This is a genomic window from Pyrinomonadaceae bacterium, assembly GCA_036277115.1.
Classification (GTDB): Bacteria; Acidobacteriota; Blastocatellia; order Pyrinomonadales; family Pyrinomonadaceae; genus UBA11740.
In genome coordinates, this window is record DASUNM010000023.1 from 179,588 (window position 1) to 203,734 (window position 24,147).

Consider the following 24,147-nt stretch of genomic DNA (forward strand, 5'->3'; position numbering starts at 1 on the left):
TTTTTCTCTTAATCTGCGACAGGCGTCCTAAAAGGTTTTGAGAAATTCGATGAGATCGCGTTTGTCCTGCTCGCTCAAACGTGAGTCGTCGCCGAATTGGCCGGTGCCGAAGTAGTGTCCACGATTCACTACGTAGTCGGGACACTTACTCAACGCGATCAAACTGTTAGCGAGGGGCTCGAAGACGCGTTTTGCCTCTTCATCAGTTGCGTTCGGCGGCAACTCTTTGAGTTTCTGTTTGATTTCTTTAACCAGCCCGAGCAACTTCCAGTCATATTGAGCTCGCCCCCAAAAACCCAGACCCTCAGGACGAAGATCCAAACTCGCCAGCAGTCCCACCGGCGTATCAGGTGGAATTGGACCAAGTTGGATACCACCGTCTTCGGAGAAAAGGCTCGGGAAAAACAAGTCGCCAAAACCCTCGACGAGGTTCGGCACGTATCCCGGCGCCACCGTAATGAAACAGCGTTGCGTGGTGCGATCGATGAGGCCGGCCTTGACGCCCCGCGCCGCCAGCACCGGATCTGTCGCGCGCTCTTTTATCAACAACATCTGCTCGATTGAATCGTCGAACGACTTCATCCGATCATCGACGGATCCGCTCCAATAAAAAGTGCCGACGGCGTTGTTGAGCAGGAACGGCGCGGTGGACCAGAGACTGACGAGCGACGCCGGTCGTGTGTAACCACGACCACCACCCGGCATTTGGTATGCGCGCTCCTCACCCGTGATCGGATGAATCACTTTGATCGGCCCGACCGGGGGCAGATCTTTGTACGTGTCGGAAGAGAAGTTGTCCCAGATGTTGTCGCGAATCGCATTCGTGCCCAGCGGGCTGCATGCATTGGTTTGCAGTAGGGTGACCGGAACACGATGCTCCGCTGAAAGGTAATTGTTGTCGAGGAAGTCGGGCGCCATGACGATCGCCAGCATCTTCGTCTTGAACTCATCCGTCTTTGACCACGCCCAGTACTCTTCCCAACACTGCAAATAGTTCGGTCCCGCACAACCCTGCGTTTCCATGATCTTTTTGGGACTGTCTGGCGCCGGCAGTTTGCTTGAATGACAACGGGCGCAGTTTTCCGCAAAGACCTTCTTGCCGTTTTCGACCCTCTTCACGTACGCCGGTTCAGTCGGCTTGCCCTTATTGAAATACTGCGCACCACCCGGAGCCGCGCTTAGCTTGTGTGGCAATGCAGCCTTGAGGAAGAAGCGCGCCATGTTGACCGTTTGCGCTTCAGTTGCTTCCCAGTAGCTGGAGTTCTTGCGCGCAACTGCGATTTCAATCGGCGTAACAGTCTTGCCGCCGACGAGTGCGTTGAAGTGGAGCAACCATTCTTCACTGAAGAGACCGATGTTTAGATAGACCCGATTCAGCGCGCCGAGGGCGCCCACCGAGTCGGAACCATCTTTCAAAACACGCGGCGAGTAAACCGTGTTCGGCGGCGTAAAAAACTTCGTCAATGGATCGCCCGCCGGCACGTAATCGTTCAACTGCTTATTGTTGTCGCTGCCCGGACCAAGGGTCTCTTTTCCAAAGCGAGTTGCCTGATCAATCCGTGGCCCAAGGTTGTAGATCGCATTCATCGTCCGCGGGTTGTTGATGTTGTCAGTCGAGACCAACGACGTGTCGAGTGAGCCTGGCCGCGAAGTATGGAACATTTGATAGATGTAAGTTGACGGGTCTGACTTCCAGTCAAAGATGCGATCGATCCAGAAGTACTGCGCGCCGACGCTGTTATTCAGGTTTTCCCACTTGGGACGTTCGGGATCTGCCGGCGGCTTGGTGGGATCGGGACCGACGTGACAAAAGGCGCACGACATGCCGACGCGATACGGGCGAACAATATCTTTTGAGTAGTAGTACGTCGGATCGCTGTAGTAACGCTCCGGATCCCATTTCTCCGCCGCGGCGGCGTCAAAGGCCGGGTTCGGAAACAAACGTAGCCCGACGATTCCGGTCGCATAACCGTAGAAAGAACCTACCGGCATCTTTCGGTCTTTTGGCAGATACTGATTCTCCCGGCCCGCCGGCAGAGGCTTACCACGCGAACCAACTACAACGCCCGGATACTTCGCTTCATTTTCAAACGGATCGGGAGGACACTCAGGCGATACGATTCGTTTGTCGAGCCAGAGTCCGAACCGTTCCGGATCGGGGCCCGTCGCTTTCTCGAAGCACGGCTCGTTGACGAGTCCAAGGTAGTACCAGCGATTGTCGCGGCTAAACTTCAGTTTGTCATTCGGATCTTTGGAGATTGGATTCGGATACGAGGCAAGCGTTTTCAGCAGATCTAAAGCGCCGAAACTCCGCGCGCTTATCGTGTCCCAAAAACGATCGTTGCCGCCGGTCCAGACAACCCAAGTGTTGCGACCTTTTACTTCATCGGGCGTGAGCGGAATCGCGCCATCCATGTCGCGGAAGTAGTCTTCATCAGCGGCCGGAAAAGAACTGGCCGCCCGGTTTGCCTGTCGGGCTTCATCGAGGACCGTTCCGGGTTTGGGTCCTTTGTGAGAAACAAGCCGGTACACGATGAACCCGACCGGGATCAACAGCACGGCTATGATGATGCCCAGAATTTTGACTTTTCTTCCTGGCATGGATTTTCGCTCCTTTTATAGATATGTCGAAACTGGCAGCATCGTTTCGAGATTACCGGTGCACATGGAAGTTATTGAGATTAGGGTTGAGTTCGGCGGCCATCTGCAGGTAGCGGGCGCCCTTACCATTTGGACTGGCGGCCTGGTAGATCTTTCCGGCCGTTTTGAACAGTCGCGCGTCTTTTGCGCCTGAGGCGAGCGCCTCATCCATCAATTCTTTCGCTTCTGAAAACTGTCCCGCGCGATACAAAGCCCACGCAAGCGCCGCCAACGTTGAGAAGTTTCTGCGGAGGTCGAGATCCTTCCGCGCCCACTTAACCGCCTCCGGGCCGTCTTCGTCTACGTCTGCATAAAAGTCTGCGAGGTGGTGATAGTAGTGGACCTCGCCTAGGGCCGCCGACTCCAGAAAACCAGTCCGCGCTCTGTCTAACCACTTGGTAGCCTCAGGACTATTTCCCATCGAGATGTAGAGTTCGCCGAGTGCCTGTTGAAAATCCGGACGTGGCACTCGCTCAACCACGCTCCGATAAAATGCTTCCGCCTCCTCGTACTTTCCCTGCGCGCCTAATAGCTCCGCCATGTGTTCGTCAACCAGCCAATGGCCCGAGTACGCGCGTTCAGAGCGTTCATAATGCCGGCGCGCTTTGTCGTAGTCGCCCTGGCTCAGATCGACCACGCCCCTTTGCAGCTCGAGCCAAGAGTAATGTCGCATCTCTTTTGCGGTCAGCTCGTCGGCGGCTTCGTCATACAGACGATCGGCTTTTTCGAGATCGCCCATCTTGAAGTGGAGATGAGCGAGACGCGCGAGCGCGTCCCAGGTGCGTTCTTCCGCAATCAGTGCTTCGTATTCTTCTTGCGCGGCCTGGTAACGACCTTTCTGAAAATCGAAGTCCGCTTTCAAGGCCCGGCCGGGAGTGCTCAGCAATAGATCGCGACCGAGCTGGAGATCCTGTTCGACGTCGTTGAGGCGGTGAAGTTTGAAGTGAATATTCGCCTTGAGGAAATAAAAGTCGCCACTTGGACCAAGATGGCGGATCGCGTGATCGAGGGTGGCGTCGGCGTCGTTAAGCGCGTCCAGGTCGCCGGTGAGCGACGCGCGTTGATATTGCAGGTACGCCAGCCGCGATACTTTCGCGCTGTCGACCGGGAGGGCCAATGCGTTGCCGTTGATCTCGGCAAGTCCCTGATGGATTCGCTCGAGTTCGTTTTCGAAGTCAGTTCTTTTGGTAATCATCGGATCTCTGCGAACGCGCGACGGCGGAGTGAAGCCGCGAACCAGTCAGCGGATTACCAGGGCTCTGCTAAATAGGGAAAGTCGCTGAGAAACTCTTTGTCGTTCTTCATCGGATTCGGCACCGTCTTCGGCTCGATCGGCGCGCTGTTCCACAACGCGGGATCGTTGAGCAACTCGATGTGATACTTCTTCCCGTTCAATTCGGCTTCCATATCAAGAAACATCGAGAGAAAACGAGTCGCAACCTGATCTTCCAGCCGGCGTCCATAAGGCCAGGTGCCCGTGGTATCCATATCGATCGCGCAAACATTGGGCACGAAGATTTCCACGGGTCGGCGGAAGGGAATGTTCAGCCCTTTGGGATTCCAACTGTCGTCGGGCATGTTCAGGCTCTGAAACAGAGTTTTCTTCGCGCGCGGAAATGCCAGCGTCGCGAGGGAGTACGTTTTATGGACCGACACCGGTGAGTTGTCGTGATCGAAAGACGTCTGTAATCCCAGCGCGCTAATCGATGGTCCAAATCCCCAACCGAGATGGGCCAGCCGCTTGACGAAAGCCGGCCCGAGCCAGAAGTTGTTGGCTCCGAGTTGACGATTATCTTCCCGCTCGCTCAGCGCAGCGTCGGCAAAGGGCTGTCCGTCAGTATCGACCAGCTTGTACTTCTTCAACTCATCGTCGAGTTTGAGTTGACCGATGAGCGATATGGGATTCTCGAGCCAGAACGGATGATCGGGAATCGTCTCGATCTTGTCTGCAGCTTTTAACACCCAACTTTCGCCCCACGTGTTAACGATCCGGTTGTGATCGGGCGCACTCGTGATGAAGGCAAGCGGGATTTCGAGAATGATCGCATTGATGTTGATGCCTGCCTGGCAGTCTCGGCCACTGTAGACGAAGCGGAAGTTGCCGTTGGCATCTTTGAAAAACTTGTCGCCGTTCCAGGTGTGTGGGCCGGGCGGAAGTTCGCGTTTGTTATCGCCGTAGCCCCACTCGGGATCGTTTGGATCAAAGTTGAATAGATGATTGCCTTCGAGTTCGATCAGCGTCTTGGGAATCTTCAGTTCGCGCGAGCCGGCCATCGTGTGAGGGACGCGATAGAACTGGGGTGCGTAATTGATCGAGCGGAAGAAGCCGGTCAGATCGTTGAAGAAAGCATCGTCGCGGCCGCCGATGTACGCTTTAATCGCGTGACCGTTCGGCGTGTCGATAGTCGTAACCTTGTTGGTATCGATTACCGTCGAGAAACTGGCGCCGGGAAAGTCTATGAATTTGATTGAGGCGCGTTGACTCTGATCAACTGTGACGCGAATCTCGGAAGCCTTTGACGGTCCCAGAAATTTCTCTTTGATAGCGTCGAAATATTTAAGCAACCCTTTCAATGTGTGTTCATCTGAACCTGGACCAACCACTCTCGGATCCGGGGACACCAGGATTCGATAAAGCATGTCGGTGTCGAAAACACCGGCCGCCGGTATCGAGGCAAAGGTGAGCGCGATGACTACTTTTTCGCCGCCGTCGGTATCCGCGCTGGGAAAGCCGAACAAGTCATAGAGGTCAGCAGCGCTGATGTCGATATCAGAGAAGATCGAATTGACTGCGTTTGGATCGTTGTGGTCAGCCATGAGGGTGGCCCATCCTTCCGAGTATTAGAACGTGTCAGGCTAGTTGTAAGGGAAGCGGACTTTAGCGATCTCGGGATGAATCTACAGCGAGGAAGCTAAGCTAAAAAGCATTGATCGTTATGCCCGATTCCAAATCGCGGCGGAGTCTATCACGAGCGTTATAGGGCGTCAATAAAATGGTAAGCGGTGGTAGTAGTCAGTTTTGCGAGAAAAATTTTCGAGTGACAAAACCCAAGAACCAAAATTTTTCCGGGCAGTTCGTCGAATTCCGGTCTTCCCGTTCGTCGTTATACTGAAGGCTCGGCAACTAGCCTGGCTGAAAATCCGCGCGAACAGGAACTGCTGACGGAAAAGTCGAAGCAGAGTAAGAAGGCGCAATAGAAAAGCGGCCAAAGTGCGCTGGCCGCCGTAAAGTAACGGAGCGTTGGTAGCGGGGGGCGGGATCGAACCGCCGACCTTGGGGTTATGAATCCCACGCTCTAACCATCTGAGCTACCCCGCCAAAAACTCACAGCCAGTTTAAAGTTTCAGGTTTCAAGTCTCAAGTTCGCCCCCAAACTTGAAACCTGAAACCTGAAACTTGAAACTAGACATTCGGCCGGCCCAGCTCCATGGCTTTCAGAAGCTGATCGACTAATTCAATCTCTTCGTCGCCGGGCTCAAGCTCTTTGTATTTGTGCAGGGCATGGCGCGCGCCGACGACGTTCGCCAGACGGTGATAGACCAGCGCAAGGTTGTAGTAAACCAACGAAAAGTTCGGCTCGATTTGCGTCGCCGCTTCGTAGTGCAGGCGCGCGAGCGGAAAGTCGCCGGCGTCGTAATAGAGGTTCGCCAGGTTGTAGTGAGCTTCCACGTGACGCGGATCATGCTTCAGTGACTGCGTGAAGTTGTCGAGCGCGCCGACCATGTTGCCGCGATCGAGATCGATGATGCCGAGGTTGCAATAGGCCTCAGCGATGTTGTCCCCCGCCGCGATCGCTTCCCGGTAGAACTCAACAGCCTGCGTGTCGCCCTGTTCATGAAGCAGCAGCGCTTCTTCGAACGGCGTCAACAGACGCGAGACCTGCACGTTCCCGACTTCAGCACGAAACAAACTGAGTTGTCCCTGCAGCTCGGCCTCGATCTGCTTGATCGTCAAACCGTGCGTGCGCATGTCGCGGACGCGACGGAAGAGCGTCAGCGCCTGAAAGTCGTAGGTGACTTCTTCGACGTTTGCCGACGCCGCAGCCTGGATAATTCCGGTTTCGGTCCAACGACGAATCGTGCGCTCGCTCAAGCCAAACATCTGCTTGATTTCACGAATCGAGTAATTTGATTTGACGCGCTGGTAATCCGCCTTGGCGGGGACTGGTTGCGGAAATGAGAGGACCTTGCGACTCTTGTCGGCCATTCAGGGCCTAAGCGTACACGAAAATCCGCGAGTTTGGGTAAAGTTTTTCAATAAAACAACCGGCAGCAGTGGTCAGTTGTTCGTGGTCAGTTGTCGATTCCGTTATTCATGCGCCTTTTCGAAATTTGCAGGTCGACGGGCAAACAGACCGCGACTGACTACTGACAACGGACTACTGACCAGCCATCAACAGTTCACGTATCCCAGCAGCCAGAAAACGACGATGAAGATAAGAATCATTGAGAACAAACCGCCGCCAAATTTCCAGGCGGCCGCGCCAGCCAGACATCCTCGTAGTGGTCCTTCCATAGTTAAGCCGCCTTTGCTTTAGTTGAGTTGCGGTCGTTGAACTTTGAGAAACAGTTTCTCACCGCTTGAACAAGAGCAACCAACGTGCCCTCATTCGAAATTCCCGCTTACTAATAATGAATCGTGCAAAACCACCGCGAACGAGGTTCGTCACTTAGCTTTCAGCCAACGAACGTGTATGCGTCCGGTACATCGCGACTGTGATTCTGTTTAGTTTTCGCAACTGACATTCAGATGGCCTGGCGGATATGGTCGTCTCTTTTGCACGGCGAGCAATGTGCAAAGAAGGTGCAGTGGTTGCATGTCGTATCGACAAAAGGAGGGTGAGCTTATGCCCAGAGGAGACAAAAGCGCATACACCGACAAGCAGAAACGCAAAGCTGAACACATCGAAGAGAGTTATGAGGAGCGGGGCGTCTCGTCAAAGGAGGCCGCGAAGCGCGCTTGGGCAACCGTGAACAAAGAGTCGGGCGGAGGCAAGAAGAGCGGCTCAGGCCGGGGCAAGAAAGAAAACCGCTCGGCCTCGAAGAAAGGCGGCAAGAAGGGCGGTAAGAAAGCTGCCAAGAAGGCGGGAACAAAGAAAAGCGCAAAGAAAAAGGGCGGAAGGAAGAAGAGTTCGTAGTATCGAATCCGACAATAATCATGGCACGACAAACAAAGAGACGAACATCAGCGCGCCCGACCGCGCGTAAGGCATCAACAAAGAAATCCGAGAAGCGCCTTCCGCGTTCTGCATCTACGCCGACGCGACGCAGCGCGGAAATTCATCAACGGCCCGAACCGAAATCTCCAATGCCCAGGCAACATCAGGAGAAGCCGGGACTCGAATCAAAAGTTACTCCACGTCCGCGTTATGAAGCGCCGAATTACAAGGGGTCTGACAAGCTCGCCGGCAAAGTAGCCCTGATAACCGGCGGCGATTCCGGCATTGGCCGCGCGGTGGCGGTGCTCTTCGCGCGCGAAGGCGCCGATGTCGCGTTCACTTATCTCAAAGAAGAGGAAAGCGATGCGCGCGAAACGAAAGAAGCAATCGAACGCGAAGGCCGCCGCGGGTTGATGATGACGATGGAAGCCCGCGATTCGGATTCGTGCCGGAAGGCCGTCGAAAAGACGATCAATAACTTCGGCAAGCTCAGCATTCTCGTCAACAACGCGGCCTACCAGGAGAGTCAGGATTCGATTGATGAACTGACTGAAGAGCAATGGGACCGCACGTTCAAGACAAACATCTACGGCTACTTCTATCTGGTGAAAGCCGCGCTACCGCACATGAAAAAAGGCTCGGCAATTATCAACACCGGTTCCATCACCGGTCTCGAAGGCAGCAAGCATTTGCTGGATTACGCATCGACCAAAGGTGCGATTCACGCATTCACCAAATCGCTGGCGCAGAATCTGGTCGAGAAAGGGATCCGCGTGAACTGCGTTTCGCCGGGGCCCGTCTGGACGCCGCTAAATCCTTCCGACAAGCCAGCGGAAAAGGTCGCACAGTTTGGCGCCGACACTCCGATGAAACGTCCCGCGCAGCCGGAAGAGATCGCGCCGGCTTATGTTTACTTCGCGTCGGACGTTGATTCGAGTTATGTGACCGGCGAAGTTCTGACGCTGTTAGGCGGCGAGACCACAGCGGCTTAAGTCGGCTTGCGACCCGCTGAAGCGGCTTCCCTCTCCTGGCTCTTTGCCCTCGGTTCCTGGTTCTTCGCCGGCCCCTGCGCTGTTGTTCTACTTCCGTTGAGAATGCGTCATGAAGCTCCGGACTAGATTGGTGCTACTGGTTCTTATTTCCCTCCTTCTCTCGTCCGGGTTGTCGTGCAGACGTCGCCCACCCGCACTCGACGCCATCGATCAAATCGATCGCCGCTCGAATCTGCCTTTGGGCGATCCTATCAGTCGTGACCTGGCACAGATTCGCGAGCGCGGCGCGCTGGTGGTTCTTGCTCCTTACAACTCGACGACCTATTTCATCTATCAAGGCGAGCCACTCGGTTACGAATACGAACTGCTACGTGCTTTTGCGAAAGACCTCGGTGTTCCACTCAAGATGGTTGTGGTCACTGATCCGAAAAGCATTTTCCCTTTGCTTAACAGTGGCGACGGCGACATCGCAGCGGGGCGGCTTATTCCTCCCAAACAGCCGGATGTTCAATCGCACGTCGCCTTCACGCACGCGCTCTATCGTACCGAACCTGCGCTGGTGCAACAGGAGCAGGCTCCGTCGGAGGCCGGCGAAGGGACAGAGAAGGCGCTGGCTCCCGGGCCTTCACAGACGCTGCCGGAAGTAGACATCCAGGCGCGGCTGGTCACGAACCCGGCGCAACTGGCCGGGCGCACGGTGACGCTGCCTCAAGAGTCAGGCTATCGCCGCACGCTGATCGAATTGTCCGATGAGATCTCCGGCGACATTCACATCGTTGAGATGGGCGAAAAGATCCAGGACGAAACGCTGGCACAGAAGGTCGCCCGCGGCGAAATTCAATTCACGGTGATGCAAAGAAATCTTGCTGAGCTTAAAGAAGTTGAATTCAAGAACCTGAAAATACGTCCGGTTCTGGGGGCATCACACAGCGTGGCGTGGGCGATGAGAAAGAATTCGCCTGAGTTGACAAACGAGCTGAATCGCTGGATTGACGAGAAGCAAAATGGGCCGCTCTTCGATCAGCTTTATCAAAAGTATTTCATCGATCGCCGTCGCTATCTGGAACGCGTCACCAGTGAATATCTCACTTCGAAGACCGGCAAGCTCAGCGAATTTGATGCTTTGATCAAGCAATACGCGGGCGAGCTGAATTGGGACTGGCGACTATTGGCCTCGCAGGCATACCAGGAATCACGATTCCGCCCGGCGGCGCGTTCGTGGGCGGGCGCGACCGGACTTTTGCAACTGATGCCCAAAACGGCAAAGGAGTTTGGGGTTACCAACGCGCTCGATCCGGCTGACAACGTTTCCGGGGCGGTGAAGTTTTTGAAATGGCTCCAGCGTTACTGGGAGCGGCGTATTCCGGACGAGAACGAGCGGCTCAAGTTTGTGCTGGCTTCGTACAACACGGGCGCCGGTCACGTAGAAGACGCACAACGGCTGACGGAAAAGTATGGAGGGGACCCGAAGAAATGGGACGACGTGTCCTATTGGCTGTTGCAGAAGTCCACGCAGCAGTACTCAGCGGATGCAGTAGTAAAGTTCGGTTTTTGTCGCGGTCTTGAACCGGTTAATTACGTCAACAATATTCTCGAGCGCTTCGATCACTATAAACAGTTTGTAGTTACTTAAGTCAGCGAGGCTTCAGCCGGCGGTGAATCGGCCCTTCGCCGCGCTCAGACGTATCCTTAGTAAGAATAGGTGGGCTAGCTTTTGAGGCAGGAGGACGTGGCTCGCGCCTCCTGCCTCGGGTGCAAGCGTCAAACTTCGAGTTCGCCTGCAGGACAGCAGCGATGCTGTTGATCTTTATCCATAAGCTCAATCTGTCGCTTTAGTTTCTCGTTCTCGAGCCGCTTCCGTTCGAGATCCAACTCAATCTCTTTCTTCCGGGCATCTTCGCAAATGTCGCATTCGTCCAAACACCCTCGCACCAGAACGCCGGCGGTCGGCAAATGAAAGGTACGCTCGAAGGATATCTCGGTGACCTTAGACTTGCTGACTTCGCCACCCACCTTGTCCAGCAAGCCCGCCTTAACTAGATCCTGATCGGCGGCTTTCAAGGCTTCGGCCCGCACTTCGGGCGGGAACGGTTTGACGTCGCTGACAAACGGCGCGAAAGCCGGCGCGGCGTTGAATGTCGCAGTTCGGAGGCCGGCCTGCCGATCGACAAGCACGCTCTGGCGCGCAACGTTCTGGATCTCAATTCTTTTTGGATCAGTGGCCAGAACGGCGGCGGGAATGACGCTGACTTGTCCCCGTGAGAGCGGCGGATTGTTCACGACGCGAGTGTTGGCCGCCGGATCGATCACGCGTCGATTGATAGCCACCAGCTTAAATCTCACGGTCTGGGTCTTGTTGATGCGATAGAAGAAGAAGGTTATCGCGTGGCATTTGTTTGGATTTGTAAACTCGCGCGAACTTGATTCGAAGTGATCCTGAGACTCACCCTCGCTGTGCGCGCGCGTCTCCACTTCGCCTATCGAGACTGAGCTCGCCGTGCGCGTGCCTTCTTCCGACCGGTGATCGGAAGCTTCCGCGTGTTGACGCAATTCGCGCAGAAATTCGCTGGTTGACGAAGAGTTGTGATTGCCGCTCATGTTGACCGAGGGCCCGTTGAATAGGTTCTCCAGAAAATTTCCGGTGCCCGCGTGGCCGTCACTGTGACTTTGACTGCTGCTGGTCGATGAGCGCCGGTCACTACTCTCCAGGTCGGACATGAAATCGTGCATGCTCGACATGTAGAACTGTTCTTCGTGGGTCTGCTCAGTCCGATAACTGAGCTTCGTTGAACTGTCGAAGGTAAACCGCGAGCGGCGATCGGTGGTGAACAGGCGCACCTTCTCGCCTGGGAAAAGGGTCGTGCTATAGACCAGGTCCCCCAGCGTTAAGGGACCGGTGCAGCGTTCGAGGCGGGCATGGATTGTCACTTCCACCGACACCGGTTTGTCTCTCACGATCACGGGATAGACCTGCCGATAGTGAAAATCGAGCACGTCGCAGTTATCGCTTGGTTTGAGATCGGGACAACAAGGCGGAAATACTTTGTGATCTCCGTTAGACATAGCTTTTTCCTTTCTGTTGGCGGTTTGGAGTTGATCCCAAAACGGTGCGCGCAAGACGCGCGGGGGGATGGTGGTTCGCGGGCTGAGCGGTGGGATCGACTGGTCTGCCGGCGAAAGTGCGGCCACGTATGCACGTGACGGGGCTAGATCAATAGGGCTGAATTAAATCGTGGGTGGGCTGACGTGCCGTTAGCCGCGCGCGGCGCCCAATCTCGGGGCACCGCGAATTGTTCGTGCCAGCGTTACTAACCCGCCGGCGTTGTCGATACGGAGTTGCTCGCAAAGTTCGGCACCCACACTCTCATGCCGTCAAACGCGACTGCGAACGGGCCTCGACCGGTTGAATAAGTCGCGAGCACGGTACCGCTTGCGCTTACTTTCATGAGTGTGTTGTCGCCATTATTCACGACCCACAGATTGGCGCCATCGAAGATAATGCCCGCTGCGCCATCTCCGACGGTCACTGTTCCCATCTGAAATCCGTCAACAGCCCTCAGCCGTGTCAAAGACTTTCCGAAATAGTTGGTCACCCAAATATTCTGTCCGTCAAAGGCGATGCCAAAGGGGCCTCTACCGACTGTGTAAGTTCCGAGGACGGCACCGCTTGAATTCAAACGAGTGACCGAGTTGCTGAAGTTATTTGTCACCCAGATGCTACTGCCGTCGGCAACCAGGCTGATGGGACGCTTGCCCACAGCATACGTGCCGAGCCTCGCGCCATCTTTCGCGCGCAGTTTCATGACGTTGTTGCTCGTGCGGTTCGCGACCCAAATATTCGTACCGTCGTAAGCCAGGCCACCCGGTCCGTCGCCGGCGGCGAAAGTCCCGACAATCGCGCCCGTGGCCGGGTTGATCTTCATCACGTTGTTGCTGAGAAGATTCGCGACCCAAATGTGTGAACCGGCGTATAGCAACGCCACCGGACGTTTGCCGACTGAGAAAGTCCCCGCAACTGATCGATCACTCACGCGGATCCGCGTCAGCCGATTGTCGAATTGGGTGGCAATCCAAACGTAAGTGCCGTCGAACGCCACCGCCTCAGGGCCGGTCGCCGAAGCCGGGCTCGTAGTCGTTTCTCCGCCTGTTCCATCGAGCATGGTTTCGGCACTCGACATAGAACTTAGGGAAGAAGCGGTGCCGCCGCCCAGCTGAATCTCGTCCATGGTTTGAACTTGTTGCGACATTGCCGTCACCGGTAGTAGGAGAAACAGTGCCGCGCTCAGAACCGCTGTGGAAACCTTTCTCATTTGGCGCCTCCGTTCTTCATGTCTTTCGGCCAATCAACCCAGCTTAGTGTCTTTACGATCCAGGTCGGTTTAGACATTGCCGGGCAGCCGCCCCAGCGTTCGAAGGGCTCGTTGCCGTACTTGATCACGCCGATGTGATTCGATTTCACCTTGTCTACTTCGGGATCGGGATCAACGTATCCCAATTTGCGTCGCAGCAGCTCCAGATCTTCTGGCTTGCCCGTCAGAAACTTCCAGCCCGGGCCGATCTTGTGCATGTGGACGTAGTGGGCCAGTTTCATCGGCGAGTCTTCTTCCGGTTTGAGCGTCAGCGAGTACATATGAATGTCGCGGCCGACGCGATCACCGAGCAACTTCTGCACCTTCACCAGGTTGTTCGTAATTGGCATGCAGATGCCTTCACACTTCGCGTACATGAAGTTGAAGATGACGATCTTGTTCCTGACCAGGTCGTCATAGAATTTAACTTTCTTCCCCTCGTGAGTCGTCAGCAGCACGTTTGGAAAATACCGCTGCGCGATCCGGTCACGGGACGAGATCGTCTTGAATTGCCGGGCGACACTTGGGGTTTGGGCCTGAGCGATCAACGCGCCGGCCGGGGCCATGGCCAGTGACGCCAGCACGCCTCTTCTATTCATAGTCATAGTTAGTTCCTTCTTCGTCCATCACGGCAGTTCGCCGTGCTGAGTGGTGCGCCATTTACGGCTGCGTTTTGTTGTCACCGTCGAGGTTAATCTGGCCCAGCACCATCATGGCGTGATCTTCGTGAACCACGTTATGACAATGCAAAGGAAACTTGCCGACGAAGTCGCGGAAGCGGAAGTAGACCTTCGCCTCCATGTTGTGTTCCAGGCGGAAGACGTCTTTCCGACCTTTCGTGATCAAGCCGGACCCTGACGGCGCATTGCCGTTAATCGTCAGCGTCTGAAACTCTTCAAAGTGCATATGGATTGGGTGTTGCCAACCTCCGGAGTTGTTTTGGAAGACCCACTTCTCCACGCTGTTTTTCTTAATTGCGAAGCGGATGTCGTTCGGGTCCTCACAATCGCCGACCAGTTGGCCGTTGATCTGCCACTGACCGTTACCCCTCTCAAACCGGAACGTGCGGGTGATCCGCGCCGCGTCGTTCGTGTTCGGGAAGCCATAGAAGTAAATCGGTTGATTCGCCGGAATGGTGGCCGGGTCGATGCTGTGGTCAGCCACCTGCGGACCATCGACGACAATCTTCAGAATCTTGTCGCCCTGGCCGGCCCCGACAACGTCGCCGTCGGGACCGCGACCATCGTCCTGCGCAAGACGATTCTCCAGATAAAACGTCTTGCCGGCCTGGCCCGTAAAGTCGACGATTACATCCACGCGTTCGGCGACTGAGAAGCGCGCGCTGTTAACCTGCACCGGCTTCTCTATGAAATTGCCGTCCGTTGAGATTTGCCAGAAAGACTTCGTCGAATTGTTTGGGCCGAGCACAAACATCTGGTAGAAGCGCGAAGGCCCCGTGTTCAACCAGCGGAACCGGTACCGGCGCGGGCTAACGTGGAACACCGGTTGGATCTTGCCGTTGACGAGGAACCTGTCGCCGAGAATGCCGTCGGTATTGAACGTATCAAACCTCAGCAAACCTGTCTGGTTATCAAAGACTTTGTCGTTGAATACCATGTAGACGTCGAAGTTGGTAAGCGGGTTTTGACCGTCGCCAAAGCTGGGGAGACGAAAACCGGTTGTTTCGTCGCCCGTGTCATGTTCATTGAAAAGAATGTACGTGCCGGCAAGTCCTTTGTACGTGTTCTCGGCGGTGTGGTCGATGCGATGGTCGTGATACCAGAGCGTGTGCATGGCCTCCTGAATGTCGCCGCCCTGTGGAATGTGCGTTGACTTAACTCCCGCAAGCACGTTCGGGTAATGGTGATCGTAGAACTCGCCGCTCTCCTTAAAGAAGCAGGGAAAGCCGTCGCTCTCCAACGGCGTGTGGCCATTGTGCAAGTGGGTGGTTGTTGAAGGCAGTCCGAAGCCACCGTTGTTCTGCGGCAGCTCGTTCTTGATTCGCACCAGCACCGAGCCGTTTTGCGGTTGGCCCTGCAGGCCGTACCGCTCGACGATCATCGGACCCGGCGTAATGCCGTTGAATCCCCAAATCGGTTGTGGCGGAAGTTGTGTCACGTCGGGAGTCATCATGACGTTCGCCGCCTGTTCCCTGAGCAGGTAATACCTGAGCGGCGGGAAGTCATCCCAAGCCTGATGGGGAACTGTGCGTGCCTCGCCGGGTTGAGGGTTTTTCCCCGGCAGCGGAGCGCCGAGGGCTGCGACCGGGACCGGTTGCAGCACCGTCAACCTCGGCATGTCCTGCGAGAACGGTATCGTGGTGTCCGGGCTGTTTGGTTCGTCGTCGTCCATTGGGAAACCGGATCTGGTCATTGGGTGCGCGCTTAGGCCTTTCTTCGGAATGAGCATGCCGGCACTCGTCAGCAAGCCCATCTTCAAAAGGTCACGCCGCTTGAATCCGGCGGCAATCAGCTCGCTCCGATTGTCTGCGGCTGTCTGTCTCTCGCGCTCTTTTCGTTTGTTGCGTTTTGAAATGTAGGCCACGCGGGGACTCCTCCTTTTAGTTGAGAACCTTCTCGCTTTCAAACGCGGTGTTTGGAACGAGTTTCCGGAATTAGGGCTGAGGGAGGGACAAAAAACTGAGACTAAACCATTAATACCTGAACGCTTAACAATGACAGCGACGAACCGCTCTTAATGCGGCGCACTCTATATCGGCGTCAATTCGCTGTCAAGACTTTTGTGAGGTTTTTGGCAGGAGGATTTCTCTGGCTTTTTTTTCAACAACTTAATTAGTTGCAGCCCGGGATATGAGCTTCAAGTCGGCTTGCGCGGAAGGCGAAATGTCAGCTTTCAAGACTCGCTCCATGAACTTGAGCGCACGTTGGTTTTCCGTCTCGTCCTGCGATGCCACGCAGTCGGCCGGAATCACCAAACGATAATCACGCATGTATGCGTCGTTCGCGGTAAACAGAATGCAGATGTCGGCGGTGAAGCCCGCCAGAATAACAGTCTCGACCCCCAGGTGTTTCAGAAGCAGATCGAGCGTGGTGGAATAGAAGCCTGAATGTCTTGGCTTGAGCACGAAGTAGTCGTCGGGGGCTGGTTTGAGCAACTCCACTATCGCCCGGCCGCGTGTGTTGTCGTCCAGGCAATGTGAAACCAGCTTCTTAAAATCCGAGCGCCACTTTCCGAAGTTGTCGTTGACGTAGATTGCGGGAATGCCGGCGCCCCCACAGCGCTGCTTAAGATCAGCGATTCGTCTTGCGGTGGGCAGAGCGTGACGCAACAACTTCTCGCCACCCTCGAATTCCAGATCATTGATAACGTCGATCAGCAGCAACGCTACCGACGCGCTGTCGGGTGCATTGCCGTGGAGATCGGAGTTCCGTTTCATTGAGTGACGCTAGTCGCTAGTGTCTTAACGAGAACGAGCGGCTTCACAGCCGCTCGTTCGTCGTCAGTTAACTTGAATTCAGAAAACTTGCCCGCGGTTAACCGCCGGCGATCTTATCGCCGAGATCTTCGACAGCTTCGCCGATCTTGCGCTTTGCTTTGCCAAATTTCTCCTGCACATTTCCTTCCGCGCGTTCAGCCGAGCCTTCATTCTCCAGGTTGGGGCTGTCGGTTAACTGACCAAGTTTCTCTTTAGCCGTGCCCTTGATCTGTTTACCTTTGCCTTTAAGTTCGTCTTCGTATCGCATAGCTACTCCTGTAGTTTAGAGGCGGGCTACCGCCCGCCTGCTTCGAAGGGCGTTTTACCCTCCGCTAAACTTAAATTAACGCAGCGTCAAACGGCAGCGCGTCTTCCGGTAATCAACTGCAGTATCAAAATCACCAAAGCCACGGCCAGAAGCAGGTGTATCAAGCCTCCGCCAATGCCGCCGATAAAGCCCAGCAGCCACAAAACCAAAAGCACCATTAATATTGTCCACAACATGAGTTTTTACCCAGTCCTTTCTTCAAACGCTGAGACTCCTTGCGTAAGTGAACTGGGCAAAGGCCATGCCAACTCAAACTGCTGTGTTTACTGAAAGAGTACGCTGGTCTTTGAACCAAAAGAGAACGACGGATGCATCGTTCTGAAACTGCGGAGGAGATGGAGGACTGAGAGCGACACAGATAGGAAAACCCTAAGGGGCGAGATCTCAGTCCTCAGTCCTTTTCTTTCAGTGTTTATTTCACGAGGGTAAACGTGCGGCGCCAGCGCGTATTTGAGAAGAAGTCGATCGGGCTTGAGAATTGTTGCGTTTCGTCGTAGGACCAGTAAACAAACATGGCGCGACCGAGGATCAGCTCGCGCGGGACAAATCCCCATGCGCGGCTGTCGAGACTATTGTCACGGTCGTCGCCCATGACAAAGTAGGAATTGTCGGGAACCTTCACCGGTTTGCCATCCACCGCGAAATGAAAATCGGGACTGACTCCGGCGCGATCTCCGGAACGTGCGGCCTCGACAGTGCGGTCGAAATAATAAACGTTATAGAGTTCATTTCCCTGGCGCGGCTCTTCCTCAACGATCCGCAAAGGCGCTTTCTGATTGCCATCGGCAAAATCGCCGTCGACCACAATGACATGTTCGGGTAAGGGCTGACCATTCACGTATACCTTAAGCCCGCGCACTTCCACTTCTTCACCCGGCAGCGCGATGACGCGTTTCACGTAATTTACTTTGAAAGGTATGTTGTCGTCCTGGCGGTCTCGTTCCGGATTGAATGGATTGCCAGGGTATTTGAAAACGATGATGTCGCCCCGACGAATCTCGCGTTGCGGCAGTACCGGAAGACCCGGGCCGGGAGCAAAGATGAATTTGTTAACCAGCAGATGATCGCCGACGACAATCGTGTTCTGCATCGATCCCGTCGGAACTTTGACGGCCTGGACGATGAACGTCATACCGAACAAAGCCATGATTACAGTCACCACCGCCGATTCGAAGTACTCGCGGATGATTGTCTTCCGCGGGCCGACCTGCTCGGCCTCCTTCTTTTCGGTTGCCCGCTCGCGCCCGTTCGGATTCACTTCACGAGGAGAGTAGGTTTCCTTCTTCTTTTCAGTGGTAACTGGTGTTTCAGTCATGCGAAAACATCGTAGAGGTTGCTAACTTGTTGCGCAAGCTGACCCCGGCCGTGCCCGTTACTTTGCTTCCATCTGCTGCAAGGCTAGTTGCGCAGCAGCAGCTTCGGCGGCTTTTATAGTTCGCCCTTCACCGCGGGCCGAGCCCCCGTCCCATTTCAACTCCACATGAAACGTCCGGTGATGCGGCGGCCCGAGCGTTTCGATCACCGTGTATTGCGGCGCCGGTTCGTGGTTCGCTTGCAGGCGCTCCTGCAACATAGTCTTCGGATCCGCGGCCGCAGCAGCCACCGGGTCGGCGCGCCGCAACTCTTCACCGAGCGTGCGAGTCACAAAATCATTAGCCGCCGACAACCCGCCGTCTACAAAAATCGCGCCGATGACAGCCTCGAGCACGTCCGCGAGCAGGGCCGACTTACGCCGGCCGCCACTCTTTTCTTCGCCACGCCCGAACCGCAGAAATTCGCCGAGCCCCAGATCCTTTGAGGCTTTGGCGAGCGTCGGCGCGCTCACCAAACGGTGCTTCATCCGCGACAACTCGCCTTCGGTCGCATGCGGGTATGCGCGAAACAAGTAGTCTGCGACCAGCAGACCCAACACCGAGTCGCCGAGAAATTCGAGCGCTTCGTTGTGCAAGCGACGCGCCTGCGTTGCGGCGCGCGGCGACACCTGCTCGTGAGCCCACGAACGATGCGTCATCCCCTGGATGAGCAAATCACGATCTCGAAAGTGATAGCCGATGATGTCTTCGAGGTGGTCGAGGTTTTCCAAGCAGCGTGATTCTAGCAAAACGCCGAACGCAGCGTCGAAGTGACGGTGCGTTCGGCGTGAATAATTCGGAAGCTTAGGTTCAGCTTAGTGACCGGATTCTAACGACGCTGTTTTGGCTTCGGCGTGGCTGTCGGTTTGGCCGGCGCCGTACCCGTACCCGTGCCGGTCGGCGCAGGCTTGGTCGTTGACGAAGGGTTGGTCGACGGAACGCCACCATTCATTCCCGCGCCGGCTGTAGAAGGCGCGGTACCTGTCGTCGACGTCCCGCTGGTTCCTGTCGGAGCAGGACCGGACGTCGTCGGGACGGTGGTTATTGCCGTCGGAGCATCCGGAATCGGCTTTGTTATGGAGGAAGCAACCATGGTGTCCAATTCGCCCACGGCTGCGTCCTTCTTGTGCCGATCCTTGTAAACCGCTGCGAGCAGATCCATGAACGCCTTCTTGTCCGCGCCACTGCTCACCGCTGCCGCACGAGCGAACGCGTCAATTTGCCGATCGAACGCCTGGTTCAAGTTCGCGACCGCCAGCTTAATCTCAGGACTCTCAACCGTTTTTCCGGCATCGGCGTGCATCTTGTATTCCTTTGCGTACTTATCGACCGGTCCCTCGCCATAGGCGGTACCGAGCTCGTTGTACACGATCGGGCTCTTTTTGAGTTCGCTCTCATATCGCAAAGCTTTAACGAAGTAGGGGATGGCATCCGTCGCCGAGGTCTTCGCCGTCGATTTCGCGATCAAATAATTCATCGCAGCCAGCGCCTGATCCTTCGTTTGATAAGCTGGTGTAACCGGTTTGCCCGCTTCGATCAGCTCAATCGCTTTCTTCGCAGCTTGAGCAGACTCTGACATCAAGTTCGCATCGCCTAATCCTGCGCCCGCCATGAGTATATAAATCACGGCATTGTCAGCATGAGAAGGCATGGCCACCAACTGCTTTCCGAGTCGAACCTGATCGGCGTAATTCTTCGCCTTTACCGCCGCGTCAAAGTCCGTGACAAGTTTGTTGTTCGAGTTAATCTTGTCGTAATCCGCAACGAACTTCTTCAGCGCCGCCGAGTACTGATCGTCGGTAGTGCAAACCGACAAGTACTCTTTGGCAGCTTCGTACGCTACGTCCTGTTTGTCCTTGCGGTTGTCATACCACTTGGAATACGTGGCCGTCTTAAAATCGTCAGTGCATTCTTTTGCCTGCGCCCACGCGGAAACCGCAGACAGCGTGAGTACCACTGCGAGTGCCGTTGCTCTATTGATGAATTTCATTGAAGTATCTAAAGCCTCCGATCGATCCTTTTCAATCCGTTTTGAACCTGTCGAAACTTATCCGCGCAAGTGTCGGCCAATAAGATGCGCCTTTCAACTTGCTCGTTGTAACGAAGAGCAACTGCGGTGCCACGCAGCGCGATGAATCAGGGAAGATTCATTGGAACGAGCGGCAATAATCCTGCAACAAGCGAGCGGTGTCAAGCGGGAAAACGCCCATAGTGGCGTTGCCTTTGAACTGCATGAAAAATGCCGAACTCTCGCAAAAAACGTGAGTTCGGCATCGTCTTGTCGACTTGTGGTGATGTTTAAGGTTTCGGCTGCGGCTGAGGTTCAGTACGGCGCGAGCGGCCGTCCATAGCGTCTTTTGGGGTTGCCTTAACCGGAGTACCCGTTTTCGGTTTGTTCTCAACCGGCATGGTCGTGACCTTCACCTTAATGCTGGCGCCTGTCGGATTCGGCTCGTCCGTCTTCGGGCTGCCGTTAGCGTCGAGCTCCTCGCCCGCTTCCTCAGCTTCGGTCGCCGCTTTTGTCTCGGCAGCTTCCTCGTTCAAGGCGGCCTTCCCGTTTGTGTCCGTGGTTTCGTCGTCAGCTTCGGCGACCTGGAAATCGATCTGAGTGCCGAACCGGGGACTTAAAGCGCGATAGATGTTGCCGGCGATGGCTGCGGCGTGTTTGCTGCGACCCGCGGAACCGCGTGTGATTACCACCACAGCCAGCTTCGGATTAACCACCGGCGCGTACGAGGTAAACAGCCCGACCCAGGCGCGCTGCTGCTGGTCAATACAAGTTCCCGTCTTGCCGGCAACCGTTTGCTCCGGACGATAAGAGCGGCGAGCTGTGCCGTAGTTCACCGCACCGATCATTCCGGGCAGCAGCCGGTTGTATGTTTCTTTGTCCAGTACATCGACCTTGCGACGAACTTCAGTTTTGAAGTGCGAATTTTCTTCAACCGTGCGCGGCAGGTGCGGCATGAGCAATTTCCCGCCGTTCGCGATTGCCGACACCATTGTTCCCAACTGAATCGCGGTAACTTCGAAATCATCGCCGTGTGAACTCATGCGATTTAGCGCCCAGCCAGACTTGAACAACGGCACCTTACCTGCTGACTCGTTTGTGTAATTGATGCCCGTCTTTTCTCCCAAGCCCATTTCCCGGGCGTAAGAGATCATTTTGTCGAATCCGACCTGGCCGCCGACGTGCTGGAAATACGTGTTGTTCGAATACGCCAGGGCATCGGTCAGATCCAGGCGGTGACGGCCACCGTCGTTAACCGGTTCTGTCGACGCGATGACTTTCTCACTAATGCCGGCTACACCCGTGACGAGTTTGATGGTCGAGCACGGCTTGAATCCCCGGCGCAGGCCCCACTCTTGATTAACCACGGTGTAGACGCGACCCGTCTTCGGATCCATTACGACTACCGTTCCCGCCGTATTACCAAGCGCTGAGACAGCCGCGGCGCGTACCTCGGGATCCTCGCCTACTGATGAGTCGTTCGCGATGTTTGCCTGCGTTTCGCGACGGAAGCCTTCATCGATCGCGCGCTGGCGAGCGATGGCGGCCTGGCGAGCAGCTTCCGCACGGCGCCGCGCTTCTTCAAGCGCGCGACGGCGGCTGCCACCAAAGCGCCGCGACTCAGCGGCCAGCTCACGCCGGGTCAGTTTGCGGCCCAGTCGCCGCTGCAACTTGGCGATATGCGCGGCTTGCTCACGCGCAGCTCGTGCTCGTTCCGCGCGCACTTCCCGCCGCGACAGCTTTACGCGCCCGCGCCGGCGATCCGAACGCGCCACCTGGACGCGACCGCGCCGATTTCGCGATGTCCGCGCACTGGTGCGCGCGCGTGTGCTCTTGGACGAGCGCGCGGCTTTCCCTTTACTGCGTTTACTTTTGGCGGATGTTTCTACTGAAACGGAAAGAATGAAGGCGAAAAAAATGAAGAAGATGAAAGATACCCGTGCGACCCGGGGGAAACCCAATTGATTCATCAGCAACTCCTCGTGAAAACTTACAAAGTCCAGTTCCGCTCGAGGCGAACCCAGTAAAACTTCGTTGCTTGATTGCACGCCGAGGGGCGACGTGCGCGTCTTCTTTATGAACTGGAAACTCTGAAGGGCGATTAAGTTCCCGTCCACGGCTGTCAAACTCTACTCGATCGCGCCAACCTGAGGTATTGGCTCCACTTGCGACCCCGAGTGGAGAGTTTGCCTTGAGGTCGGGCCAACTATAACATCAGCCCACAACAAACGGCAACACAAAAAGGACATGAATATTGGCGTACTTTTGCGACGCCCTTGGCGTGCATGTTGCTAGAAAGCGATGGCTCTGTCGAGATTACTTAATAGTTTCCGCGTTCGGCTGCTTTTGCTGCTGGCTCTGTTGCTGGTTGTAACCGTAAGCGTGCAGTACTACGTCAATTTGCGCGCTGTCCGGGCCAACAAGCAGTTCATCGTGCAACAACAACAGGCGATCATGGCGGGCGTCGCGCTCGGTGTGAACAGCATTTCGAGCGGCGAGTACCTCGTCGATATGCGCCGGGAAGCTAACTCACCGCTGTTTGGCGACCGCGCCGATCGGGTGCAAAACGTACTAATCGTAGATGAACACGGCTATGTGAAGGACAGCCTGGATTTAAATCAAACGCCCCAGGAGAATCCTGACAAGTCGATTCGACACGTCAATGTGAAGGACATTGGCCTTCCGCCATTGAAAAGCGCCGTGGATCTGCGTGAATCCCATACGCCGCTTCCGGAAGGTTTGAAACGCGCGACTCCGGGCGCAGGCATGGATCAGCCGGCCTTCTACTTCTCGGTCGGAACAACCAGTGGGACACGCTACGTTATTGTGGTGCTTGGGTCGGCGAACAATATGGCGACCGCCCTGCAGCAACAGTCACGACGTTCGCTACTCTGGACAGTCGCCGTGCTGCTTGTCATGACGGCGTTGACGGCCATCGTCGTCTGGCAGTTCACGCGACCGGTGAAGTCTCTTTCTACCGCGGCGCGTCGTGTTGCCGGCGGTGATCTCTCTTTTCGTGTGCCTTCGAGTGGTCGCCGGGACGAGATGGGCGAGCTGACGGAGCTGTTCAATGACATGACGGTACAATTGGGTCGCACACGCGAACTCGAGGCGCAACTTTACAGCGCAGAGAAAGCGGTCGTTGTTAGCCGTCTGGCGTCAGCCATCGCGCACGAGATCAGGAACCCTTTGAATTACATCAACCTGACGCTCGATCATTTGCGCACCAGCTTCGCGCCGGCCGATCCGCAGAAGCAGGAAAAGTTCGATAGCCTGACGAGCCAGCTAAAGACTGAAGTCGCTCGCATCAACCAGCGCATCACAGAGTTTCTGAACTACTCGCGGCCGCCGAAGCTTGAGCCGCGGCAACTGGACCTCGGCGATCTCGCGCACGATGCGTTGCGCACCGTCGAAGTACAGGCCTCCGAGAACAACGTCGAACTGGTAGTGGAAGAGGTGGGCGGAAAGCACTCCGTCATGGCCGACGCCCAGTCGCTGCGATCAGCACTAACGAACCTGGTCATCAATAGTCTTCAGGCCATGGATGGAGATGGGGGCAGGATTTCGATTGTCATCTCGCGCGAAGTTGGCGACCACACGGTGCGGATTGACGTCGCTGACACCGGCCGCGGCATCACCGCCGACGAGATCTCGAAAATTTTCGAGCCGTACTATTCAACTAAGGAAACGGGAACCGGGTTGGGGCTCGCGATTGTCCGCAAGGCCATCGACGATCACGGTGGATCGATTTCCGTGAAATCCAAGGAAGACGAAGGAACGACGTTCACGATCTTGTTGCCGGGTCAGAACCACTTGCGGTAAAGGGTAGTTGAACGCGCCGAAAGGCAGATAACGACGGGAGATTAACCGCCCGCTCCGCAGG

At 55.7% G+C, this 24,147-nt stretch carries 20 protein-coding genes and 1 tRNA gene; 4 read left to right on the forward strand and 17 right to left on the reverse strand.

The genetic code is table 11. The annotated features are described in order from the left end of the window. Nucleotides 1–27: 27 nt before the first annotated feature. From VFX97_07770 to VFX97_07795, 6 genes are all read right to left on the reverse strand, one after another. On the reverse strand, nt 28–2,601 hold the full coding sequence (locus VFX97_07770) for a hypothetical protein (GenBank protein ID HEX5703080.1): 2,574 nt from the start codon (nt 2,599–2,601) through the stop codon (nt 28–30). A gap of 52 nt (nt 2,602–2,653) precedes the next feature. Continuing rightward, a complete protein-coding gene (locus VFX97_07775) occupies nt 2,654–3,835 on the reverse strand; it encodes a tetratricopeptide repeat protein (GenBank protein HEX5703081.1) in 1,182 nt (393 codons plus the stop codon). A 53-nt stretch (nt 3,836–3,888) separates the two neighbouring features. After that, nucleotides 3,889–5,457 carry a hypothetical protein gene (locus VFX97_07780; GenBank protein HEX5703082.1) on the reverse strand — a complete coding sequence of 523 codons (1,569 nt, stop codon included), beginning with the start codon at nt 5,455–5,457 and terminating at the stop codon, nt 3,889–3,891. Nucleotides 5,458–5,882: 425 nt separating this feature from the next. Next, nucleotides 5,883–5,959, reverse strand: a tRNA-Met gene (locus VFX97_07785). A gap of 84 nt (nt 5,960–6,043) precedes the next feature. Beyond that, complete coding sequence (locus tag VFX97_07790) at nt 6,044–6,847, reverse strand: tetratricopeptide repeat protein (protein HEX5703083.1); 804 nt, start codon at nt 6,845–6,847, stop codon at nt 6,044–6,046. A gap of 186 nt (nt 6,848–7,033) precedes the next feature. Further along, nucleotides 7,034–7,156: a hypothetical protein gene (locus VFX97_07795; GenBank protein HEX5703084.1), complete on the reverse strand. Its 123-nt coding sequence runs from the start codon at nt 7,154–7,156 to the stop codon at nt 7,034–7,036. Nucleotides 7,157–7,487: 331 nt separating this feature from the next. Between VFX97_07795 and VFX97_07800 the strand changes: the two genes are divergently transcribed. From VFX97_07800 to VFX97_07810, 3 genes are all read left to right on the forward strand, one after another. Next, entirely contained in the window at nt 7,488–7,778 is a 291-nt protein-coding gene (locus VFX97_07800) for a hypothetical protein (GenBank protein ID HEX5703085.1), read from the forward strand. Between the two features lie 20 nt (nt 7,779–7,798). Then, a complete protein-coding gene (locus tag VFX97_07805; protein ID HEX5703086.1) occupies nt 7,799–8,791 on the forward strand; it encodes an SDR family oxidoreductase in 993 nt (330 codons plus the stop codon). A gap of 109 nt (nt 8,792–8,900) precedes the next feature. After that, the gene (locus VFX97_07810; GenBank protein ID HEX5703087.1) at nt 8,901–10,424 is read left to right on the forward strand and encodes a transporter substrate-binding domain-containing protein; all 1,524 of its coding nucleotides are present in this window, start codon (nt 8,901–8,903) and stop codon (nt 10,422–10,424) included. 128 nt (nt 10,425–10,552) lie between these two features. On the opposite strand, the gene VFX97_07815 is transcribed toward VFX97_07810, so the two are convergent. From VFX97_07815 to VFX97_07865, 11 genes are all read right to left on the reverse strand, one after another. Beyond that, the gene (locus VFX97_07815; protein ID HEX5703088.1) at nt 10,553–11,854 is read right to left on the reverse strand and encodes a hypothetical protein; all 1,302 of its coding nucleotides are present in this window, start codon (nt 11,852–11,854) and stop codon (nt 10,553–10,555) included. Nucleotides 11,855–12,099: 245 nt separating this feature from the next. After that, nucleotides 12,100–13,101, reverse strand: coding sequence for a hypothetical protein (locus tag VFX97_07820; protein HEX5703089.1), 1,002 nt, complete (start codon nt 13,099–13,101; stop codon nt 12,100–12,102). After that, nucleotides 13,098–13,745 (reverse strand): SCO family protein, encoded by a 648-nt coding sequence (locus tag VFX97_07825; GenBank protein ID HEX5703090.1) that lies wholly within the window; start codon nt 13,743–13,745, stop codon nt 13,098–13,100. The genes VFX97_07820 and VFX97_07825 overlap by 4 nt, the downstream gene beginning before the upstream one ends. Nucleotides 13,746–13,800: 55 nt before the next feature. Next, nucleotides 13,801–15,684, reverse strand: a complete 1,884-nt coding sequence (locus VFX97_07830; protein HEX5703091.1) for a multicopper oxidase domain-containing protein — start codon at nt 15,682–15,684, stop codon at nt 13,801–13,803. 244 nt (nt 15,685–15,928) lie between these two features. After that, the gene (locus VFX97_07835) at nt 15,929–16,537 is read right to left on the reverse strand and encodes an isochorismatase family cysteine hydrolase (protein HEX5703092.1); all 609 of its coding nucleotides are present in this window, start codon (nt 16,535–16,537) and stop codon (nt 15,929–15,931) included. A gap of 97 nt (nt 16,538–16,634) precedes the next feature. Then, the gene (locus VFX97_07840) at nt 16,635–16,844 is read right to left on the reverse strand and encodes a CsbD family protein (protein HEX5703093.1); all 210 of its coding nucleotides are present in this window, start codon (nt 16,842–16,844) and stop codon (nt 16,635–16,637) included. Nucleotides 16,845–16,930: 86 nt separating this feature from the next. Then, nucleotides 16,931–17,080, reverse strand: coding sequence for a lmo0937 family membrane protein (locus VFX97_07845; protein HEX5703094.1), 150 nt, complete (start codon nt 17,078–17,080; stop codon nt 16,931–16,933). Between the two features lie 236 nt (nt 17,081–17,316). Next, nucleotides 17,317–18,219, reverse strand: a complete 903-nt coding sequence (lepB, locus tag VFX97_07850) for a signal peptidase I (GenBank protein HEX5703095.1) — start codon at nt 18,217–18,219, stop codon at nt 17,317–17,319. Between the two features lie 57 nt (nt 18,220–18,276). Further along, the gene (gene rnc, locus VFX97_07855; GenBank protein HEX5703096.1) at nt 18,277–18,987 is read right to left on the reverse strand and encodes a ribonuclease III; all 711 of its coding nucleotides are present in this window, start codon (nt 18,985–18,987) and stop codon (nt 18,277–18,279) included. Nucleotides 18,988–19,085: 98 nt separating this feature from the next. Beyond that, nucleotides 19,086–20,246: a hypothetical protein gene (locus tag VFX97_07860; protein ID HEX5703097.1), complete on the reverse strand. Its 1,161-nt coding sequence runs from the start codon at nt 20,244–20,246 to the stop codon at nt 19,086–19,088. Between the two features lie 308 nt (nt 20,247–20,554). Next, entirely contained in the window at nt 20,555–22,381 is a 1,827-nt protein-coding gene (locus tag VFX97_07865) for a penicillin-binding transpeptidase domain-containing protein (GenBank protein HEX5703098.1), read from the reverse strand. A 184-nt stretch (nt 22,382–22,565) separates the two neighbouring features. Here VFX97_07865 and VFX97_07870 point away from each other — a divergent pair, with 184 nt between their 5' ends. Then, complete coding sequence (locus VFX97_07870) at nt 22,566–24,086, forward strand: HAMP domain-containing sensor histidine kinase (GenBank protein ID HEX5703099.1); 1,521 nt, start codon at nt 22,566–22,568, stop codon at nt 24,084–24,086. The last annotated feature ends 61 nt before the right edge of the window (nt 24,087–24,147 follow it).

What these genes read in the sequence shown, in the direction of transcription:
- VFX97_07770 (HEX5703080.1), bottom strand. Translation starts at nt 2,601, where the DNA reads ATGCCAGGAAGAAAAGTCAAAATTCTGGGCATCATCATAGCCGTGCTG.
- VFX97_07775 (HEX5703081.1), bottom strand. Translation starts at nt 3,835, where the DNA reads ATGATTACCAAAAGAACTGACTTCGAAAACGAACTCGAGCGAATCCAT.
- VFX97_07780 (HEX5703082.1), bottom strand. Translation starts at nt 5,457, where the DNA reads ATGGCTGACCACAACGATCCAAACGCAGTCAATTCGATCTTCTCTGAT.
- VFX97_07790 (HEX5703083.1), bottom strand. Translation starts at nt 6,847, where the DNA reads ATGGCCGACAAGAGTCGCAAGGTCCTCTCATTTCCGCAACCAGTCCCC.
- VFX97_07795 (HEX5703084.1), bottom strand. Translation starts at nt 7,156, where the DNA reads ATGGAAGGACCACTACGAGGATGTCTGGCTGGCGCGGCCGCCTGGAAA.
- VFX97_07800 (HEX5703085.1), top strand. Translation starts at nt 7,488, where the DNA reads ATGCCCAGAGGAGACAAAAGCGCATACACCGACAAGCAGAAACGCAAA.
- VFX97_07805 (HEX5703086.1), top strand. Translation starts at nt 7,799, where the DNA reads ATGGCACGACAAACAAAGAGACGAACATCAGCGCGCCCGACCGCGCGT.
- VFX97_07810 (HEX5703087.1), top strand. Translation starts at nt 8,901, where the DNA reads ATGAAGCTCCGGACTAGATTGGTGCTACTGGTTCTTATTTCCCTCCTT.
- VFX97_07815 (HEX5703088.1), bottom strand. Translation starts at nt 11,854, where the DNA reads ATGTCTAACGGAGATCACAAAGTATTTCCGCCTTGTTGTCCCGATCTC.
- VFX97_07820 (HEX5703089.1), bottom strand. Translation starts at nt 13,101, where the DNA reads ATGAGAAAGGTTTCCACAGCGGTTCTGAGCGCGGCACTGTTTCTCCTA.
- VFX97_07825 (HEX5703090.1), bottom strand. Translation starts at nt 13,745, where the DNA reads ATGACTATGAATAGAAGAGGCGTGCTGGCGTCACTGGCCATGGCCCCG.
- VFX97_07835 (HEX5703092.1), bottom strand. Translation starts at nt 16,537, where the DNA reads ATGAAACGGAACTCCGATCTCCACGGCAATGCACCCGACAGCGCGTCG.
- VFX97_07840 (HEX5703093.1), bottom strand. Translation starts at nt 16,844, where the DNA reads ATGCGATACGAAGACGAACTTAAAGGCAAAGGTAAACAGATCAAGGGC.
- VFX97_07845 (HEX5703094.1), bottom strand. Translation starts at nt 17,080, where the DNA reads ATGTTGTGGACAATATTAATGGTGCTTTTGGTTTTGTGGCTGCTGGGC.
- lepB (HEX5703095.1), bottom strand. Translation starts at nt 18,219, where the DNA reads ATGACTGAAACACCAGTTACCACTGAAAAGAAGAAGGAAACCTACTCT.
- VFX97_07860 (HEX5703097.1), bottom strand. Translation starts at nt 20,246, where the DNA reads ATGAAATTCATCAATAGAGCAACGGCACTCGCAGTGGTACTCACGCTG.
- VFX97_07870 (HEX5703099.1), top strand. Translation starts at nt 22,566, where the DNA reads ATGGCTCTGTCGAGATTACTTAATAGTTTCCGCGTTCGGCTGCTTTTG.